This window comes from Streptomyces marokkonensis (assembly GCF_039539045.1).
GTDB classification, from domain to species: Bacteria; Actinomycetota; Actinomycetes; order Streptomycetales; family Streptomycetaceae; genus Streptomyces; species Streptomyces marokkonensis.
The window spans coordinates 1-18,797 of sequence record NZ_BAABCQ010000155.1; the positions used below are offsets into that span (position 1 = coordinate 1).

Genomic DNA, 18,797 nt, shown 5'->3' on the forward strand with positions numbered 1-18,797 from the left:
ATACCGACCCATCCGGCCGTACGTCAGTCGCGCGTGGCCTCCACCGAGTCCGCCTCGGAGCGCTCGTAGCGTCCGTCGAGCTTGGCGACCAGGCCGGTGACCTGACGGGCGATGTCCGGCGCGGTGAGCCCGATCTCGGCCAGGACCTCGGCGCGGGAGGCGTGGTCGAGAAAGCGCGGCGGGATGCCGAAGTCGCGCAGCGGTACGTCGACGCCCGCGTCGCGCAGGGCCTGGGCGACGGCGGAACCGACGCCGCCGACGCGCGAGTTGTCCTCGACGGTGACGACCACGCGGTGCCGCTCGGCGAGCGGGGCCATGGCCTCGTCGACGGGCTTGACCCAGCGCGGGTCGACCACGGTGGTGGAGATGCCCTGCTTGTTCAGCAGGTCCGCCACCTCAAGGCACATCGGCGCGAGGGCGCCGACGGAGACCAGCAGGACGTCCGGGGTGTCGGTGCCGGGGGCGCGCAGCACGTCCATGCCGCCGACGCGGCCGACCGCGGGCACGGCGGGGCCGACGGCCCCCTTGGAGAAGCGGACCACGGTCGGCGCGTCGTCCACCTCGACGGCCTCGCGCAGCTGGGCGCGGACCTGGTCGGCGTCGCGCGGCGCGGCGAGCCTGAGGCCGGGGACGACCTGGAGGATCGACATGTCCCACATGCCGTTGTGGGAGGCGCCGTCGGTGCCGGTGACACCGGCACGGTCCAGCACGAACGTCACGCCGCACTTGTGCAGGGCCACGTCCATCAGCACCTGGTCGAAGGCGCGGTTGAGGAAGGTGGCGTACACGGCGAAGACCGGGTGCACCCCGCCGTGGGCGAGGCCGGCCGCGGAGACCGCGCCGTGCTGCTCGGCGATACCGACGTCGTAGACGCGGTCGGGGAAGGCCTTGGCGAACTTGTCGAGGCCCACCGGCTGGAGCATGGCGGCGGTGATGGCGACGACGTCCTCGCGCTCCTTGCCGAGCTCGAGCATCTCGTCGCCGAAGACGGACGTCCAGTCGGCGCCGGAGGTGGAGATGGGCAGGCCGGTGTCGGGGTGGATCTTGCCGACGGCGTGGAAGCGGTCGGCCTCGTCCGCCAGGGCGGGCTGGTAGCCGCGGCCCTTCTCGGTGAGGCAGTGCACGATGACCGGGCCGCCGAAGCGCTTGGCGCGGGTGAGCGCGGACTCCAGCGCCTCGAGGTCGTGGCCGTCGATCGGGCCGACGTACTTCAGGCCGAGGTCCTCGAACATGCCCTGCGGGGCGATGAAGTCCTTCAGGCCCTTCTTGGCACCGTGCAGGGTGTCGTAGAGCGGGCGGCCGACGACCGGGGTGCGCTCCAGGACCTCCTTGGTGCGGGCCAGGAAGCGCTCGTAGCCGTCGGTGGTGCGCAGGGTCGCCAGGTGGTTGGCGAGGCCGCCGATGGTGGGGGCGTAGGAGCGCTCGTTGTCGTTGACGACGATGACGAGGGGGCGGTCCTTGGCGGCGGCGATGTTGTTCAGCGCCTCCCAGGCCATGCCGCCGGTGAGCGCGCCGTCGCCGATGACGGCGACGACGTGGTCGTCGCGGTCGAGGACCTGGTTGGCCTTGGCGATGCCGTCGGCCCAGCCGAGGACGGTGGAGGCGTGGCTGTTCTCGATGACGTCGTGCTCGGACTCGGCCTGCGAGGGGTAGCCGGACAGGCCGCCCTTCATCTTCAGCTTCGAGAAGTCCTGACGGCCCGTGAGCAGTTTGTGCACGTAGGACTGGTGGCCGGTGTCCCAGAGCACCTTGTCCTTCGGCGAGTCGAAGACGCGGTGCAGGGCGAGGGTGAGTTCCACCACGCCGAGGTTGGGGCCGAGGTGGCCGCCGGTCTTGGAGACGGCGTCGACGAGGAAGGTGCGGATCTCCTTCGCCAGCCGGCCCAGCTCTTCCAGGCTGAGCCGGTCCAGATCGCGCGGTCCCGTGATGCGGGTCAGCAGCGGCACCCGTGCCTCCTTGCAGTAGAGCTGTTGCCGGGCTTGACGAGTCTAATGTTCCGCCGTGGCGGAACGTGTCCGGGCGGTGCGTCGTACGTCACGCGTTCGGCCTTACCCATCGGCGGACCCTTCTACGGCTACCCCGCCCGTCGGCGAGAACCGGTTGCGCCGGCTGTCGTCCCCGGCATCCTGACGTACGGCGTCGTCCCGTGCTCGGGGAGCCCCCCGGGTACACGTCTTCGACCCCGCGTCCGCCCAGCTGGTCAGCGTCCCGGCGGCAGCGCCGGGCCGGGTGCGCCGGGCGGGGCCGGCCGCGCGCGGACAGCACGGCGCCCGCCCGAGGGCTCAGCTCGGGCGGGCGCGGTGCGGCGGCGACGTGCGTGGCGTGCGCCTACGCGCGGCCGGCCGTCTTCTGCGTCTTGCGGGTGATCGCGTCGATGACGACCGTCGCCAGCAGGACGCCACCGGTGATCATGTACTGGACCGGCGAGGCGATGCCCTGCAGGGCGAGGCCGTACTGGATCGAGACGATGACCATCACACCGAGCAGCGCGTCCCACGTGCGGCCGCGGCCGCCGAACAGGGACGTGCCGCCGATCACGGCCGCGGCGATGACGTTCATCAGGAACTCACCGGTGCCCGCGCCCTGGTTGGCGGCGGCGATCTTCGAGGCGACGAACAGGCCGCCCATCGCGGCGAAGGTGCCGGCGATCGCGAAGACCGAGATCCGGACCAGCTCGACGTTGATACCGGCGCGGCGGGACGCCTCGACGCTGCCGCCCAGGGCGAAGACCTTGCGGCCGTAGGCGGTGCGGCGCAGCACGAAGTCCGTGAGCAGCAGGAACGCCAGGAAGATCACCACGGCCAGCGGCAGGCCCTTGTACTGGTTGAAGACGATCGCCACGGTGAAGGCCAGGGCGGCCAGCAGCACCGTGCGCACGATGATCTCGTTCAGCGGCCGGGACGGCACGCCCGCCTCCTCGCGGCGGCGGTTGTCGAAGAAGGCGGAGAGGAAGTATCCCGCGGTCACGAGTATGGCCAGGCCGTAGGCGGCGGCCACGTCGCTGAAGTAGTAGCTGGTCAGCTTGACGACGATGCCGTCGGGATTCAGGTTGACGGTGCCGTTGCTGCCGAGTATCTGCAGCATGAAGCCCTGCCAGAACAGCAGTCCGGCCAGCGTCACGGCGAAGGCCGGCACGCCGATGCGGGCGAAGAAGAAGCCGTGGATGGCGCCGGCCACGGTGCCGGTGAGGACGGCCAGCACCAGGGCCAGCACCTCGTTCATCCCGTGCGTGATGTTCAGCACCGCGAAGGTGGCGCCCGCGACACCGCTGACCGAGCCGACCGACAGGTCGATCTCGCCGAGCAGCAGGACGAAGACGATGCCGACGGCGATCATGCCCGTGCCGACCATGGCCACGGACATGTCGGAGAAGTTGCCCGCTGTGAGGAAGTTGGAGTTCAGGCTGGTGAAGATGGCCCAGATGACCAGCAGACCGACGACGACCGGGATGGACCCGAGGTCGCCGGCCTTCATCTTCCGCTTGAACTCGCCGAGGTAGCCCGCGAAGCCCTGCTCGCGCACCAGCAGCCGCGGGTCGACCACGGCGGCCGCGGCGGGGGCGGCGTCGGGGTTCTCCGCCGCGTGGTCGTCGGCGGTGGTGGAGGTCTTGTCGGTGGTCACTTCTTGATCTCCCCATTGGTGCGCGCCGCACGACGGGTCACGGCGTTCTCCGTGGCGCCCGTGATGGCGGAGATGATCTCTTCCTGCGAGGTCGACTTGACCTCGAAGACGCCGTTGTTGCGCCCGAGGCGCAGGACGGCGACCTTGTCGGCGACCGCCTTGACATCGGCCATGTTGTGGCTGATGAGGATGACGGCGTGGCCGCGCTCGCGCAGCCGCTCGACGAGGTCGAGGACCTGCGCGGTCTGCTCGACGCCGAGGGCGGCGGTGGGCTCGTCGAGGATGACCAGCTTGGGCTCGCCGAGCATGGACCGGGCGATCGCCACGACCTGGCGCTGACCGCCGGAGAGCGAGGCGATCGGGATGCGGACGCTGGGGATGCGGATGGACAGCGTGTCCAGCAGTTCGCGGGAGCGGCGCTCCATCTCGACCTCGTCCAGGACACCGCGCTTGATGATCTCGCGGCCCAGGTAGAGGTTGCCCACAACGTCGATGTTGTCGCACAGCGCGAGGTCCTGGTAGACGGTCGCGATGCCCAGGTTCTGGGCGTCGTGCGGCTTGTTGATCGAGACGGCCTTGCCGTCCCACTCGATGGCGCCCTCATCGATGGGGTGCACGCCGGCGATCGTCTTGACCAGCGTGGACTTTCCGGCGCCGTTGTCGCCCACCAGGGCGACCACTTCACCGGCGTGGACCTCAAGCTCGACGTCGGTGAGCGCCTGGACGGCACCGAATCGCTTGGAGACCCCGCGCAACGCCAGCACGGGCGTAGCGGACACGTGAACCATCTCCTTCGCCGCCTGACCCGGCGGGAGGTTGTGCAGAAGTTTGGGGGGTGTTCCGTCCGGCGCCCCGCTTAGCTTGCGGGGCTGTTGAGTGCGGGGCGCCGGAGGAAGCTGCGTGCAGCCGGTCCCGTACGCGCTCACGCGGTACGGGGAGCGGGGCTGCCTACTTGAGACCGATCTTGTCGCAGGCGGCCTTGTAGTTGCCGCTGCAGATCTCGTCGAGGGTGTAGTAACCCTCCTTGACGACGGTCTCCTTGATGTTGTCCTTGGTCAGCGAGACGACCGGGATGAGGACCGTGGGGATGCCCTTGGTCGTGGCGCTGTCGACCTTCTCCTTGGCGATGGAGTCGAGCGACTCGCCCTTGGCGAGGGCGACGGCCATCTCGGCCGCGACCGTGGCCTCCTGCGGGTAGGACTTGTAGACGCTCATGTACTGCTCACCGGCGATGATGCGCTGCACACCCGCGAGTTCGGCGTCCTGGCCGGTGACCGGGATGTCCGCGATGCCGGCGCGCTTCAGTGCCGTGATGACGCCGCTCGCCATGCCGTCGTTGGCGGAGTAGACACCGATGATCTTGTCCTTGCCGAGGGCCGAGATGGCCGCCTGCATGTTGGAGTTGGCGTTCTCCGGCTTCCACTCCTTGGTGTCGTACTCGCGGCCGATGTTCACCTTGCCGTCGAGGACGGCGTGGGCGCCCTCCTTGAACTGGGCGGCGTTCGGGTCGGTGGAGGCCCCGTTCATCATGACGATCTGGCCGTCCTTGGCCTTGTCGCCCAGCGCCTCCAGCAGAGCCTCGCCCTGCGTCTTGCCGACGGTGACGTTGTCGAACGAGGTGTAGGCGTCGATCGGGCCCTCGGCCAGGCGGTCGTAGGCGACGACCGGGATGTCCTGGCTCTTGGCCTTGTTGATCGAGCCGGCGATGGCCTTGGAGTCCACGGCGTCCACGATGAGCACGTCGACCTTGTTGGTGATCATCGTGTCGACCTGCTGGGACTGCAGCGTGGTGTCCTGCTTGGCGTTGGCGTAGACGACCTCGCCCTTGTTGTTCGTGAGCTCCTTGACCTTCTTCTCGATCAAGGGCTTGTCGAACTTCTCGTACCGCGCGTTCTGGTTCTCCGGCAGGAGCAGACCGACCTTGATGGCGTCGCCCTTCTCGGCGGCGGCGGAGTCGGACGAGTCCTTGTTCTCGTCGGACTCCGCGGCGCTGCCGCAGGCGGCGAGCGAGAGCGCCATGGCGGTGGCGGCAACGGCGACGGCGGCACGACGCATACGCGTGTTCACTTCAGAAACCTCCCTGACGAGGCCGCGTCGTTGCGGCCGAGGTGGCTGGAAGTCAACTCGGCCGCACGTGCGGCGTCAAGAAGTAAATCCTTAACGAGATGACAACGGTGCCATCCGTGCTCTAAGTGAAGGCGGGGGTGACCGCCGGCAGAGCGCCGGTCGCGCTTCCGTCCAAAAGCGTCGAATCGCCCATCTCGCTGAGGGCCAGGGCGAGCGCTCCGAGCACCTCCGCGCGCCCCCCGAGTGCCCCGGGGAGAACGGAGAGTTGACGCGCCGCACTGGGGATCGCGTAGCGTCCGACGGACTCCCGGATCGGGCCGAGCACCAGCTCACCGGCCTCGGCGAGATCGCCGCCGAGGACGACGCGGCTCGGGTTGAGCAGGTTGCAGAGGTTGGCGACTCCGCTGCCGATGTGACGGCCCACGTCGGCGATCACCCGCCGGCAGCCCGGGTCACCGTCCCTCGCCAGCCGCACGACGCCCTCCATCGTCAGCTCGGTGCCGTGGCTCGGCTGGAGGAGCGGGAGCACGTACCGCGCGGAAGCGAAGGTCTCCAGGCAGCCCCGGTTTCCGCAGCGGCAGACGGGACCGGCCTCGTCGAGCGTGATGTGCCCGATCTCACCGGCCGTTCCGCCGGGTCCGCGGTAGATCTTGCCGTTGATCACCAGGCCGGCGCCGACGCCGCTGGCGACCTTGATGTAGGCCAGGTCCCGCACCCCCCGGCCGCTGCCCCAGACCAGCTCGCCGAGGGCGCCGAGGTTGGCGTCGTTGTCCACGTGCACGGGCACGCCGAGCCGCCCCCGCAGCTCCTCGGCGGGCCGGGTGCCGCCCCAGCCGGGCAGGATGGAGGTCGAGCCCAGCGTCCCGGACTCCACGTCGATCGGGCCGGGCACGCCGAGGCCCACTCCGGCGATCTTGGAGCGGTCGACGCCGGTCGCCGCGATCAGCCGGTTGACCAGCTGTTCCGCCCGGTCCAGGCCCTGCGCCGCGGAGGCGTCGACGTCCAGCGGCTCGGACTCCTCGGCGAGCACCTGGTGGGCGAGGTTCCCGACCGCGACGCGCAGATGCGTATGCCCGAAGTCCACGCCGATGACAATGCCGGCGTCCCCGCTCAGCGAGACGCTGCGGGCCCGGCGGCCGCCCGCCGAGGTGGGCGTGACCTCGACCGTCCCGCCTTCCTTCAGTTCCCGGACGATGTTCGAGACCGTGGCCGCGGACAGCCCCGTCGTCCTCGCGATCTCCGCCTGCGTGAGCGAACCGGCGAGCCGTACCGCTCGTACGACCCGTTCCAGGTTGGCTCGGTGCAGCGACGACTGCGACCCGGGAGTCTCCATTGACTCTCACCCTCATCCCTGGGTCCGCGTCAACCTGTGTGATGCGGACCTTGTACAAGTTATGAACCCCAAACTCCGCTGGATCGCCCAGTGGCGTCAAGCCCTTGAAAGAAATCGGTTCCAGGCCGTGTCCACGGCCGACCATCGGCGGTACGCCGCAGGGGTCCGGCCCCGGAGAGCTGTCTCTCCGGGGCCGGACCCCTGCGTACGACGGGTGGAGCGGCGGTGGGCGTCAGCGGAAGGTGCCCTGCGACACCGAACCGGCGATCCGCCGCTGGAAGAGGCAGTACACGATCAGTACGGGCACCACCGTGACCACGATCGCCGCGAACAGCGCGCCGTAGTCGATGTCGTAGACCTGCGAGGACGCGTAGGCGGCCATGCCCTGGGTGAGGACCCACTTGTCCTGGTCGGTGTTGAGCGCCACCGGCAGCAGGAACTGGTTCCACAGGCCCAGGAAGTTGAAGATCGCCACCGCCGCCATGCCCGGACGGGCCATCGGCAGCATCACCTGGAAGAACGCCCGCCAGTCCCCGGCACCGTCGATCAGCGCGGCCTCGTACACGTCGTGCGGCAGCGACCGGAAGAACGAATAGAGGAAGAACATCGTGAACGGCAGCGCGAACGCGACATAGGTGAGGATCAGTCCGGGACGCGTGTTCAGCAGCCCGAAGTTCTGCAACTGGAAGAAGAGCGGAACGATCGCCAGGAAGACCGGGAAAGTCAGGCCGGCGAGCATCACGTAGTAGATCAGCCGGCGGCCGGGGAACTCGAACCGGGCGAGAACGTAGGCGCACATCGCGCCGAGCAGCATCACCAGGATCAGTGCCGAGACCACGACGATCACGGAATTCAGGAAGTACTTCCCGATGTTCGCGTCGGTCCACGCGTTCGCGTAGTTCTCGAACCGCCAGTGATCCGGCAGCGAGAACGGCGACGAAAGGATCTCGCCGGTCGATTTGAACGACGAGATCAGCACCCACAGCATGGGCACGATCACGATCACGGACCACAGGATCAGCAGGGCGTGCGAGATCGCCGCGAATCTGCGGTCGCTGCTCGCGGAGACGCGCGTCAGCTTCCGGTCGCTCGCCGGTTTCCGGTCACTGTCCGGCTTCCGGTCGGCGGCAATGGCGCTCACCGGGCACCTCCCTCGGCTGCGGCACGCCGAGCCCTGGACCCAGGTGCTTTTTTCCTCTTTCTCTCGCCCTCGCCGCCGCCCGTGAGGCGGTTGACGAGGAACACCAGCGCGGCGAACACCACGGTGACGACGCCGAGGACGACGCCGAGGACGGTGGCGTAGCCGAACTGCTGCTTGGCGAAAGCGACGTTGAACAGACGCTGGCTGATCGTCAGGGTCGAGTTGGCCGGGCCGCCGTTCGGCACCATCGCCTGGACGTAGACGAACGCGTCGAGGGCGGCGATGCCCAGGTAGATGTACGCCGTCTGCACGCTGTCCCGGATCGCCGGCAGGGTGATCGAGATCGTGGTGCGGAACCGGCCGGCCCCGTCGATCCTCGCCGCCTCGTACAGCTCGGCGGGAACGCCCTTGATCGCGGCGATGAAGAGCACCGCGTAGAACCCGACGAGCCCCCAGACGATGACGAACATCAAGGCCGGCATCGCGGTCGCCTTCTCGCCCAGCCACGCGAACGTGTCGAACTGGTCGAGGCCGAGGCCGGTGAGGACGCCGTTGAGCAGGCCGGCGTTCGGGTCGAACATCTGCGCCCAGATCAGGCCGACGATGATCGCCGGCACGACGTAGGGGAAGAACGAGATGATCCGGTAGAACGAGGCTCCCCGGATCCCTCGGACGGGGCCCTTGCTGGGCCCGCCCAGGGTGACGGCCACGGCGACCCCGAGGGCGAGCGTCAGCGTCACCAGCGGCACGAAGACCGCGAGGAGTGCGATGTTGCGCAACGCCTTCAGGAAGATGTCGTCCTGGAACATCTTCGTGAAGTTGTCGAAGCCGACGAAGTTGTAGTCCGGGCTGAAGCCGCGCCAGTCGGTCATCGCCCAGAAGATCGCCTGGCCGAACGGGATCAGGACGAAGATCACGAAGATGGCCAGCGGGACACCGAGGAACGCGAGGAAGAACGTCACCCGGTCGAACGTGAGCTTGCGGCGCCGTGGCCGCCCGCCGCGAGCGGCCGGCTCGGGCCGGCGGCTCGCGGTTTCGGCAGTGGGGATCGTGTCTTTCATCTCCGTACTAGCTGATCTTGATCTTGTCGATGGAGTCGTCTTCCCGGACCTTGTCGGAGATCTTCTGCAGAGCCGCGGTGAGGCCCTTGCGGTCGAGGTCACCGGAGAGGAACGAGTTCCACGGCACCAACTGGTCCGTATTCATGCCGTAGGCCTCGACGAACCTCCTCATGTCGTAGATGTCGTCGCCCGCGGCCTCGAGCATCTCCGTCTGGGAGACGAGGGCAGCCGATCCGAAGCCGTCGGCGGGCACGGTGCCCTTGACCACCGTCGGGGCCAGCTTTGTCTTGGAGAAGTTGGCTGCCGCCTTCTCGGACAGCATCGCCCGCAGCACTTCCTTGCCGCCGGCCGGGTTCTTGCCCTGCTTGGGCACGATGAACGGCTCGCCCGCTGCGGCGTGGAGCGACTCGTAGGGCAGCTTCGGCTTGTCCGTGAGCGTCATCTCCGGGAACCCGGTCATCTGGAAGTCCGCCTTGGTGGCCTTCTTCATCTCGTTCTCGATCCAGCCACCCGACGGGTAGAGCAGCGCCTTCTGGTCGTTGCTCCAGATCGCCTGCGCCTTCTGGAACTGGGTGCCGGAGCCGCCGGGGACGAACATCTTCTCCTTGATCATGGTCTCCATGACCTTGAGGACGCCCTGGACGGCCGGATGCGACCAGGCGTTTTTTTCGAGATTGCCGAGAGCGAGCCGGACCTCGTCACCGCCCTCCTTGATCGCTGAGGCGAACAGCATCGTCTGGTAGTAGGTCGCGGCTTCCTTGCCGTGGACGAAGAGGTACTTGCCCTTCTTCTTCGCCTGCTGGCCGAGGTCGAGCGCCTCGTCCCAGGTCTTCGGCGGGGTCCAGCTGTTCTCCTCGAAGAGCGTCTTCGAGTACCAGACGCCGTACACCGTCATCACGTACCGGAGCGCGACGAACTTGCCGTTGTACGTTCCGGGGTCCTTGACGCCGGGGTAGACGATGTCGGCGATCTTCTTGCCTTCGTAGGTGTTGGCCTCGAAGAGGTCGTCGAGCTCCTCCAGCTGGTCGAGGATGCCGAGGAAGCCGATCTGGTCCTCACCGGAGTTGTCGATGAGGTCCGGCGGGTTGCCGCCGACGAAGCGGGGCTGGAGCTGGGGGGCGATGTCGACGACCGGCTTGACCTGGACCTTGAGGCCCTTGACGTGGCTGCCGAGCACCTGGTTGGTGTAGTCGACGTAGTCGGTGCCGTAGCCGCCGTCGAAGATGGCCGCTTCGACCGTGGAGTTCGCGGCGACACCGAATGGGTTCTTGGCGCTCTTCTCGCCCTTCGGGCCGCCGTCGCTGTCCTTGTCCTCGCTGGAGGGAGAGCTGCACGCGACCGCGAACGAGCCCATCGCCGCGGTGGCGATGGCCCCGCGCAGGAGCGTCCGCCTGTCAAGAGAGCCGGCACGAATGGTCATCTCTGCATCCTCACTGATCGATTGGTTCTGTCCGGGTGTGCTGCGTGTGCGGCCGCCGTGAGCGGACCGGCCCTGCGCCGGCCGCGCGTGAGGCGTTGTCGCCGTCGTCTCGGAGCCGCGGTGCGGCGCCGATGATCAGCTGAGCGATGCCGGCACAACAGTCGCCGGGGCCGGAACGGCGGTCGCGCTCCGCCCGATCAGATCGCGATGGCCCACACCGGTGGTGGATCCCATGCTCAAGTCCTCGCCTTCTCCAGGACTCAGGCGGTGAACCGAGATCCTCCCCGGCACCGCGTTCGGGTCAAGCTGGGTCATGCAGGAAGTGCGGCCGTACAAGGTCGGGTGCGGTGAAGATGCCCCGGAGTGCCGACAGGTATAGTCCACTTAACACCGACGGAGCAAGATCGAATGCAAGGTTCCTCATACGTCTTTTCCGAGTTGAGACCTCGCGGAAATATGAACGGCCTGTGTGCCCCTTGAAGGAAATTTCCCGGGCACCGGACCCGCGCGCCACAGTCAACACCCTTGACACCATTGATCCCTTCAAGCGCTACTAGTCCTTGCGCATCGAAAGTGACAACGTTGTCCATTTCCCAGTGAGCGTAGGGAGGGTGCTGGCACATGCAGTACAGAGTTCGGCACAGTTGGGGTCCGGCGGTCGTGGTGACGACCGCCTTCGCTTTGGCGGTGGGTTCACAGGGGGCGGCGGTCGCGCTGCCCACCGCACCCGCCAAGACCGACCGGGAGTTCGCGTCCTCGTTCGAGGCGGATGACCCGGTTCCGGACTGGATCAGCACCGTGGACACCGGTCCGGACGGCGGCAAGCGGTCCGCGGGCGTGGACGGCGGGTACAGCACCGGCATACCGGGCAACGTCACCGACCGCGTCACCGGCGTCCGGGCGAGCGCCGAGAACACGGGCGGCGGCGAGGTGAAGGAAAACCTCTTCGACAACGAGCCCACCACCAAGTGGCTGACCTTCGCGCCGACCGGCTGGGTCGAGTTCGACCTGGACGAACCGGCGAAGATCACCAAGTACGCGCTCACCTCGGCCAACGACCACGCCGAACGCGACCCCAGGGACTGGACGCTGAAGGGTTCGGCCGACGGGGAGAACTGGCAGACGCTGGACAGCCGTTCCGGAGAGTCCTTCGACGAGCCGTTCCACACGAAGACGTACGAGCTCGCGGAAGTGGCCGAGTTCCAGCACTTCCGGCTGGAGATCACCGGGAACAACGGGGCCGGCGACGCGCTCCAGCTCGCCGACGTGCAACTGGCCACCGCCGCCACCGACACGCCCGTCCCCGAGGACATGCTCTCCCTCGTCGACACCGGCCCGAGCGGCTCGCCGACCGCCAAGGCGAACGCCGGCTTCACGGGCAAGCACGCCCTCCAGTACGCGGGCCGGCACACCGCCGACGGCCGGGCGTACTCGTACAACAAGGTCTTCGACGTCGACGTGAAGGTCGACCGCCGCACGGAGCTCTCCTACAAGGTGTTCCCGTCGATGAGGGACGGCGACCTCGACTACGACGCCACGAACGTCGCGGTCGACCTCGTCTTCACCGACGGCACCTACCTGAGCGACCTCGAGGCGACCGACCAGCACGGCTTCCCGCTGACGCCGCGCGGTCAGGGCGACGCCAAGGTGCTGTACGTCAACCAGTGGAACAGCGTGAGGTCGGGGATCGGGTCGGTCGCGGCCGGCAAGACCGTCGACCGGATCCTGGTGGCGTACGACTCCCCCAAGGGCCCGGCGAAGTTCCGCGGCTGGCTGGACGACGTGGCGATCGAGCGCGTCAGGCCCGAGCGGCCGAAGGCGCACCTCTCCGACTACGCGCTGACCACCCGCGGCACCAACTCCAGCGGCAGCTTCTCCCGCGGCAACAACTTCCCCGCGACCGCGGTACCGAACGGCTTCAACTTCTGGACGCCGGTGACCAACGCCGGTTCACTGAACTGGATCTACGACTACGCGCGCGGCAACAACGCGGACAACCTGCCCACGCTCCAGGCGTTCGGCGCGAGCCACGAGCCGAGCCCGTGGATGGGCGAGCGGCAGACCTTCCAGGTGATGCCGTCCGCCGCCCCCGGCACCCCGGACACCGGCCGGGACGCCCGCGAGCTGGCCTTCAGGCACGAGAACGAGACCGCCCGGCCGTACTACTACGGGGTGCGGTTCGAGAACGGCCTGAAGGCCGAGATGGCGCCGACCGACCACGCGGCGATGATGCGCTTCACCTACCCCGGTGACGACGCGAGCGTGATCTTCGACAACGTCAACGACCAGGCCGGCCTGACCCTGGACAAGGAGACCGGCACCTTCAGCGGCTACTCGGACGTCAAGTCCGGCGGCTCCGCGGGCGCCACCCGCCTCTTCGTCTACGGCGCGTTCGACTCCAAGGTCACCGGCGGCGACTCGAGCGGCGTCACCGGCCACCTGAGCTTCGACGCGGGCCGGGACCGCACCGTGACGATGCGCATCGCGACCTCCCTGATCGGCGTCGACCAGGCGAAGGACAACCTGCGCCAGGAGATCCCGAAGCGCGCCTCCTTCGACAAGGTCAAGCGCGACGCCCAGAAGCAGTGGGACCGCATCCTCGGCAAGGTGAAGGTCGAGGGCGCCACGCAGGACCAGCTGACCACCCTGTACTCCAGCCTCTACCGGCTGTACCTGTACCCGAACGCCGGCCACGAGAAGGTCGACGGCGAGTACAAGTACGCCTCCCCCTTCTCGGACGCCGTCAAGGAGGACACCCCGACCGAGACCGGCGCCAAGATCGTGGACGGCAAGGTGTACGTCAACAACGGCTTCTGGGACACCTACCGGACCGCCTGGCCCGCGTACTCCTTCCTGACCCCGTCCAAGGCCGGTGAGCTGGTCGACGGCTTCGTGCAGCACTACAAGGACGGCGGCTGGACCTCGCGCTGGTCCTCCCCGGGCTACGCGGACCTGATGACCGGCACCTCCTCGGACGTGGCGTTCGCCGACGCGTACGTCAAGGGCGTCGACTTCGACGCGAGGGCGGCGTACGACGCGGCCGTCAAGAACGCCACCGTGGTGCCCCCGTCCGCCGGCGTGGGCCGCAAGGGCATGGAGACCTCGCCGTTCCTCGGTTACACGAGCACCGCGACGCACGAGGGCATGTCGTGGGCGCTGGAGGGCTACCTCAACGACTACGGCATCGCCAAGATGGGCGAGAGGCTCTACGAGGAGACCGGCGAGAAGCGGTTCAAGGAGGAGTCGGCGTACTTCCTCGACCGCGCCCAGGACTACGTCAACATGTTCGACTCCGAGGCCGGCTTCTTCCAGGGCAAGGACCTGGCGGGCGACTGGCGCGTGGACTCCGGGAAGTACGACCCGCGCGTGTGGGGCTACGACTACACGGAGACCAACGGCTGGGGCTACGCCTTCACCGCCCCGCAGGACAGCCGGGGCCTGGCCAACCTGTACGGCGGCCGGGACGGCCTCGGCGACAAGCTCGACGAGTACCTGTCCACCCCCGAGACGGCCTCCCCGGAGTTCAAGGGCTCCTACAACGGCGTCATCCACGAGATGACCGAGGCGCGCGACGTCCGGATGGGCATGTACGGGCACTCCAACCAGGTCGCCCACCACGCCCTGTACATGTACGACGCCGCCGGGCAGCCCCACAAGACACAGAAGAACATTCGCGAGGTTCTCCAGCGCCTGTACACCGGCAGCGACATCGGGCAGGGCTACCACGGTGACGAGGACAACGGCGAGCAGTCGGCCTGGTTCCTCTTCTCCTCGCTCGGCTTCTACCCGCTGGTGATGGGCAGCGGCGAGTACGCCATCGGCTCCCCGCTGTTCACCAAGGCGACCGTCGAGCTGGAGAACGGCCGCAAGCTGGTCGTCAAGGCGCCGAAGAACAGCACTGAGAACATCTACGTGCAGGGTCTGAAGGTCAACGGCAAGCGCTGGAACTCGACCTCGCTCCCCCACTCGCTGATCGCGAAGGGCGGTGTCCTGGAGTTCGACATGGGCCCGCGGCCGTCGAAGTGGGGCACCGGCGAGAACGCCGCCCCGGTGTCGATCACCAAGGACGACGAGGTGCCGGCCCCGCGCTCGGACGCGATCGAGGCCGAGGGTGCCCTGTTCGACGACACGTCGGCGACGGACGCGGCCGTGACGTCGGTGGACCTGCCGGTGTCCGAGAAGGGCGCCGAGGCGGTCCAGTACACCCTGACCTCGTCGGCGGACCGGACGAAGGCCCCGACCGGCTGGAAGCTCCAGGGCTCGGCCGACGGCACGACCTGGCGGACGCTGGACCAGCGCTCCGGCGAGTCCTTCGCCTGGGACCGGCAGACCCGGGCGTTCTCGGTGAAGTCGCCGGGGGCGTACGAGAAGTACCGCCTGGTCCTCGACGGGGAGCACACGCTGGCGGAGGTAGAACTGCTGGCGTGAGCGGATACGGCCCGCGTGAGCCGATGAAGCCCGCGTGAGCCGATAAGACACGGTGGCGGGTCCGGGCTTGTGTCCCGGACCCGCCACTCCCCTGTGCCGCCCCATTCCCCGTACGTGACGGATGCCCCACAATGAGCGGGCGCCACCGGCGGACGCCGGACGGCGCCTCACGCGCATTCCGAGGGGGAGGAACACGTGCGGACGAGTATCGGCAAACGGTTCACGGGTCCGGTCACGGGTCCGGTCACGGGCGCGCTGCTGGCGGCGGGCGTCCTGTTCGCGACGGCGGCGCCGGCCCAGGCCTACGACCCCGATCCCGGCGTCTCCACGTACTACCGCGGCACCAGCGGCTGCCCGTGCAGCGGCGGCAGTCTCACCGACCCGTTCGACGGCACCTACTTCGCGCACGACGCGGGCGGCACCGCCGTCAAGATGGAGCTGAACGACGCGGGCCGGTTCGTCGGCAAGGTGGAGTTCCACCCGAGCGGCGAGAAGCTCTGGATCTACGACACCAAGAACGACGGCGACACGTTCTACGTGGCCGTCGGCTACTCGTCCGGCGGCTCCTATCACGACCTGGGCACCTTCTCGGCGCCGGGCACCTCGGAGACCGTCGACCTCACGGTGAAGGACCTCAGCATCCCGGACGGCGCGTACGTCGACATCACCGTGTACGACGGGGCCGGCCGCGCCGACCACATCGCCGCGGCACGCGGCACCGGCGGAGCGGTCGCCTGACGGCACCCGAGGGCGCGCCGGTGGTCACGCCTCCCGTGCCGTACCGGAACGCGCGCAGGGCCGCACCCCCGTCGCCGGGGGTGCGGCCCTGAACCGCTGTGCCGAACCGCTGTGCCGAACGGCTGTGCCGTGCCGCCTACTTGCGGATCAGGCTGCGCAGCACGTACTGCAGGATGCCGCCGTTGCGGTAGTAGTCCGCCTCACCCGGGGTGTCGATGCGGACGACCGCGTCGAACTCGACGCCGGTGTCGGTGGTGACCTTCACCGTGCGCGGGACGGTGCCCTCGTTGAGCTCGGTGACGCCGGAGACGGAGAAGACCTCCTCGCCGGTCAGGCCGAGGGACTCGGCGGTGCGGCCCTCCGGGAACTGGAGCGGCAGGACGCCCATGCCGATGAGGTTCGAGCGGTGGATGCGCTCGTACGACTCGGCGACGACGGCCTTGACGCCGAGGAGCGCGGTGCCCTTGGCGGCCCAGTCGCGGGACGAGCCGGAGCCGTACTCCTTGCCCGCCAGGACGACGAGCGGGGTGCCCTGCTCGATGTAGTTGCGGGAGGCGTCGTAGATGAACGACACGGGGCCGTCCGCCTGGGTGAAGTCGCGGGTGTAGCCGCCCTCGGTGCCCGGCGCGATCTGGTTGCGCAGGCGGATGTTGGCGAACGTACCGCGGATCATGATCTCGTGGTTGCCGCGGCGCGAGCCGTAGCTGTTGAAGTCGCGGCGCTCGACGCCGTGCTCCGTGAGGTACTTGCCGGCCGGGGTGTCGGCCTTGATCGCACCGGCCGGGGAGATGTGGTCGGTGGTGACCGAGTCGCCCAGCTTGGCCAGCACCCGGGCGCCGGAGATGTCCTCGACCGGGGCGGGCTCCATGCCCATGCCCTCGAAGTACGGGGGCTTGCGCACGTAGGTGGACTCGCTGTCCCACTCGAACGTGTCGCCGGTCGGGATCGACAGCGCCTGCCACTGGGCGTCGCCCGCGAAGACGTCGCTGTAGGACTTGGAGAACATGTCCTCGCCGATGGTGTTGGCGACGACGTCGTTGACCTCGGCCTCGGTCGGCCAGATGTCCTTCAGGAAGACCGGGTTGCCGTCCTGGTCGGCACCGAGGGCGTCCTTGGTGATGTCGACCTTCATGGAGCCCGCGAGGGCGTAGGCGACGACCAGCGGCGGGGACGCCAGGTAGTTCATCTTGACGTCGGGGTTGATCCGGCCCTCGAAGTTGCGGTTGCCGGAGAGCACCGAGGTGACGGCCAGGTCGTGGTCGTTGACGGCCTTGGAGACCTCGTCCGGCAGCGGGCCGGAGTTGCCGATGCAGGTGGTGCAGCCGTAGCCGACGAGGTTGAAGCCGACCTTGTCGAGGTACGGGGTCAGGCCCGCCTTCTCGAAGTAGTCGGTGACGACCTTGGAGCCCGGGGCGAGGGTGGTCTTGACCCACGGCTTGCGGGTCAGGCCCTTCTCGACCGCCTTCTTGGCCACCAGGGCGGCTGCGACCATGACGTACGGGTTGGAGGTGTTGGTGCAGGAGGTGATGGCCGCGACCGTCACCGCACCGTGGTCCAGCTCGTAGGTCGTGCCGTCGGGGGCGGTCACCGGGACCGGGTTGGACGGGGCGCCGTTGGGGGTGACGGCCGGGGAGTCGGAGGCCGGGAAGGACTCCTTGCCCGCCTCGTCCACGACGTCGACGTAGTTGAGGACGTCCGACTTGAACTGCTGGGCGGCGTTCGCGAGGACGATGCGGTCCTGCGGGCGCTTCGGGCCGGCGATGGAGGGCACGACCGTGGAGAGGTCGAGCTCCAGCTTCTCGGAGAAGTCCGGCTCGGCCTGCGGGTCCAGCCAGAGGCCCTGCTGCTTGGCGTACGCCTCGACGAGCGCGACCTGCTGGTCGCTGCGGCCGGTCAGGCGCATGTAGTTCAGCGTCTCGTCGTCGATCGGGAAGATCGCGGCGGTGGAGCCGAACTCCGGCGACATGTTGCCGATGGTGGCGCGGTTGGCGAGGCTGGTGGCCGCCACACCCTCGCCGTAGAACTCGACGAACTTGCCGACGACACCGTGCCCCCGCAGCATCTCGGTGATCGTGAGGACCAGGTCGGTGGCGGTGGTGCCGGGCGTCAGCTCGCCGGTCAGCTTGAAGCCGACGACGCGCGGGATCAGCATGGAGACCGGCTGGCCGAGCATCGCGGCCTCGGCCTCGATGCCGCCGACGCCCCAGCCGAGGACGCCGAGGCCGTTGACCATGGTGGTGTGCGAGTCGGTGCCGACCAGGGTGTCGGGGTAGGCCTTGCCGTCACGGGTCATGACGACGCGGGCCAGGTGCTCGATGTTCACCTGGTGGACGATGCCGGTGCCCGGCGGGACGACCTTGAACTCGTCGAACGCGGTCTGGCCCCAGCGCAGGAACTGGTAGCGCTCCTTGTTGCGGCCGTACTCCAGGTCGACGTTCTGCTTGAAGGCGTCGTTGGTGCCGAACTTGTCGGCGATGACGGAGTGGTCGATGACCAGCTCGGCCGGGGCCAGCGGGTTGATCTTCGCCGCGTCACCGCCGAGCTCCTTGACGGCCTCGCGCATGGTGGCGAGGTCGACGACACAGGGCACGCCGGTGAAGTCCTGCATGATCACTCGGGCCGGCGTGAACTGGATCTCCTGCGACGGCTGGGCCTGCGAGTCCCAGCCGCCCAGGGCGCGGATGTGGTCGGCGGTGATGTTCGCGCCGTCCTCGGTGCGGAGCAGGTTCTCCAGCAGCACCTTCAGGCTGTAGGGAAGGCGCGCGGAGCCCTCGACCTTGTCCAGCCGGAAGATCTCGTACGACTCGTCGCCCACCTGCAGTGTGCTGCGGGCGTCGAAGCTGTTCGCCGACACGACAGTCTCCTTCATTTATGTGCGCGTACCACCGCATCCTGCCGCCACGCCACCCTGGCCGATCCGCTAAGGTAGGGCTAAGTTAGGCAAGCCTTACCATCAGATCCGACAGCGGCGTTCGACTGCGGTGCGCC

At 68.4% G+C, this 18,797-nt stretch carries 11 protein-coding genes; 2 read left to right on the forward strand and 9 right to left on the reverse strand.

What is annotated here, in order from left to right; genetic code table 11:
- Positions 1-23 precede the first annotated feature (23 nt).
- The 8 genes from dxs to ngcE form a co-directional block, all read right to left on the reverse strand.
- Positions 24-1,946, reverse strand: a complete 1,923-nt coding sequence (gene dxs, locus ABEA26_RS28640) for a 1-deoxy-D-xylulose-5-phosphate synthase (RefSeq protein ID WP_345596256.1) — start codon at positions 1,944-1,946, stop codon at positions 24-26.
- 382 nt (positions 1,947-2,328) lie between these two features.
- On the reverse strand, positions 2,329-3,621 hold the full coding sequence (locus tag ABEA26_RS28645; RefSeq protein WP_345596257.1) for a sugar ABC transporter permease: 1,293 nt from the start codon (positions 3,619-3,621) through the stop codon (positions 2,329-2,331).
- Positions 3,618-4,409: an ATP-binding cassette domain-containing protein gene (locus ABEA26_RS28650; protein WP_279564884.1), complete on the reverse strand. Its 792-nt coding sequence runs from the start codon at positions 4,407-4,409 to the stop codon at positions 3,618-3,620. The genes ABEA26_RS28645 and ABEA26_RS28650 overlap by 4 nt, the downstream gene beginning before the upstream one ends.
- 160 nt (positions 4,410-4,569) lie before the next feature.
- A complete protein-coding gene (locus tag ABEA26_RS28655) occupies positions 4,570-5,676 on the reverse strand; it encodes an ABC transporter substrate-binding protein (RefSeq protein ID WP_345596265.1) in 1,107 nt (368 codons plus the stop codon).
- Positions 5,677-5,809: 133 nt separating this feature from the next.
- Positions 5,810-7,021, reverse strand: coding sequence for an ROK family transcriptional regulator (locus tag ABEA26_RS28660; protein WP_345596258.1), 1,212 nt, complete (start codon positions 7,019-7,021; stop codon positions 5,810-5,812).
- 232 nt (positions 7,022-7,253) lie between these two features.
- Positions 7,254-8,162 carry a carbohydrate ABC transporter permease gene (locus ABEA26_RS28665; protein WP_345596259.1) on the reverse strand — a complete coding sequence of 303 codons (909 nt, stop codon included), beginning with the start codon at positions 8,160-8,162 and terminating at the stop codon, positions 7,254-7,256.
- On the reverse strand, positions 8,159-9,223 hold the full coding sequence (locus tag ABEA26_RS28670; RefSeq protein WP_345596260.1) for a carbohydrate ABC transporter permease: 1,065 nt from the start codon (positions 9,221-9,223) through the stop codon (positions 8,159-8,161). The genes ABEA26_RS28665 and ABEA26_RS28670 overlap by 4 nt, the downstream gene beginning before the upstream one ends.
- Before the next feature lie 7 nt (positions 9,224-9,230).
- Complete coding sequence (gene ngcE / locus ABEA26_RS28675; RefSeq protein ID WP_345596261.1) at positions 9,231-10,643, reverse strand: N-acetylglucosamine/diacetylchitobiose ABC transporter substrate-binding protein; 1,413 nt, start codon at positions 10,641-10,643, stop codon at positions 9,231-9,233.
- A 621-nt stretch (positions 10,644-11,264) separates the two neighbouring features.
- Between ngcE and ABEA26_RS28680 the strand changes: the two genes are divergently transcribed.
- Both ABEA26_RS28680 and ABEA26_RS28685 read left to right on the forward strand, forming a co-directional pair.
- A complete protein-coding gene (locus ABEA26_RS28680; RefSeq protein WP_345596262.1) occupies positions 11,265-15,071 on the forward strand; it encodes a GH92 family glycosyl hydrolase in 3,807 nt (1,268 codons plus the stop codon).
- Between the two features lie 195 nt (positions 15,072-15,266).
- Positions 15,267-15,809, forward strand: coding sequence for a hypothetical protein (locus tag ABEA26_RS28685; RefSeq protein ID WP_345596263.1), 543 nt, complete (start codon positions 15,267-15,269; stop codon positions 15,807-15,809).
- Positions 15,810-15,945: 136 nt separating this feature from the next.
- Here the strand turns inward: ABEA26_RS28685 and acnA are convergent, their stop codons facing one another.
- Positions 15,946-18,663 carry an aconitate hydratase AcnA gene (gene acnA / locus ABEA26_RS28690; protein ID WP_345596264.1) on the reverse strand — a complete coding sequence of 906 codons (2,718 nt, stop codon included), beginning with the start codon at positions 18,661-18,663 and terminating at the stop codon, positions 15,946-15,948.
- Positions 18,664-18,797 lie beyond the last annotated feature (134 nt).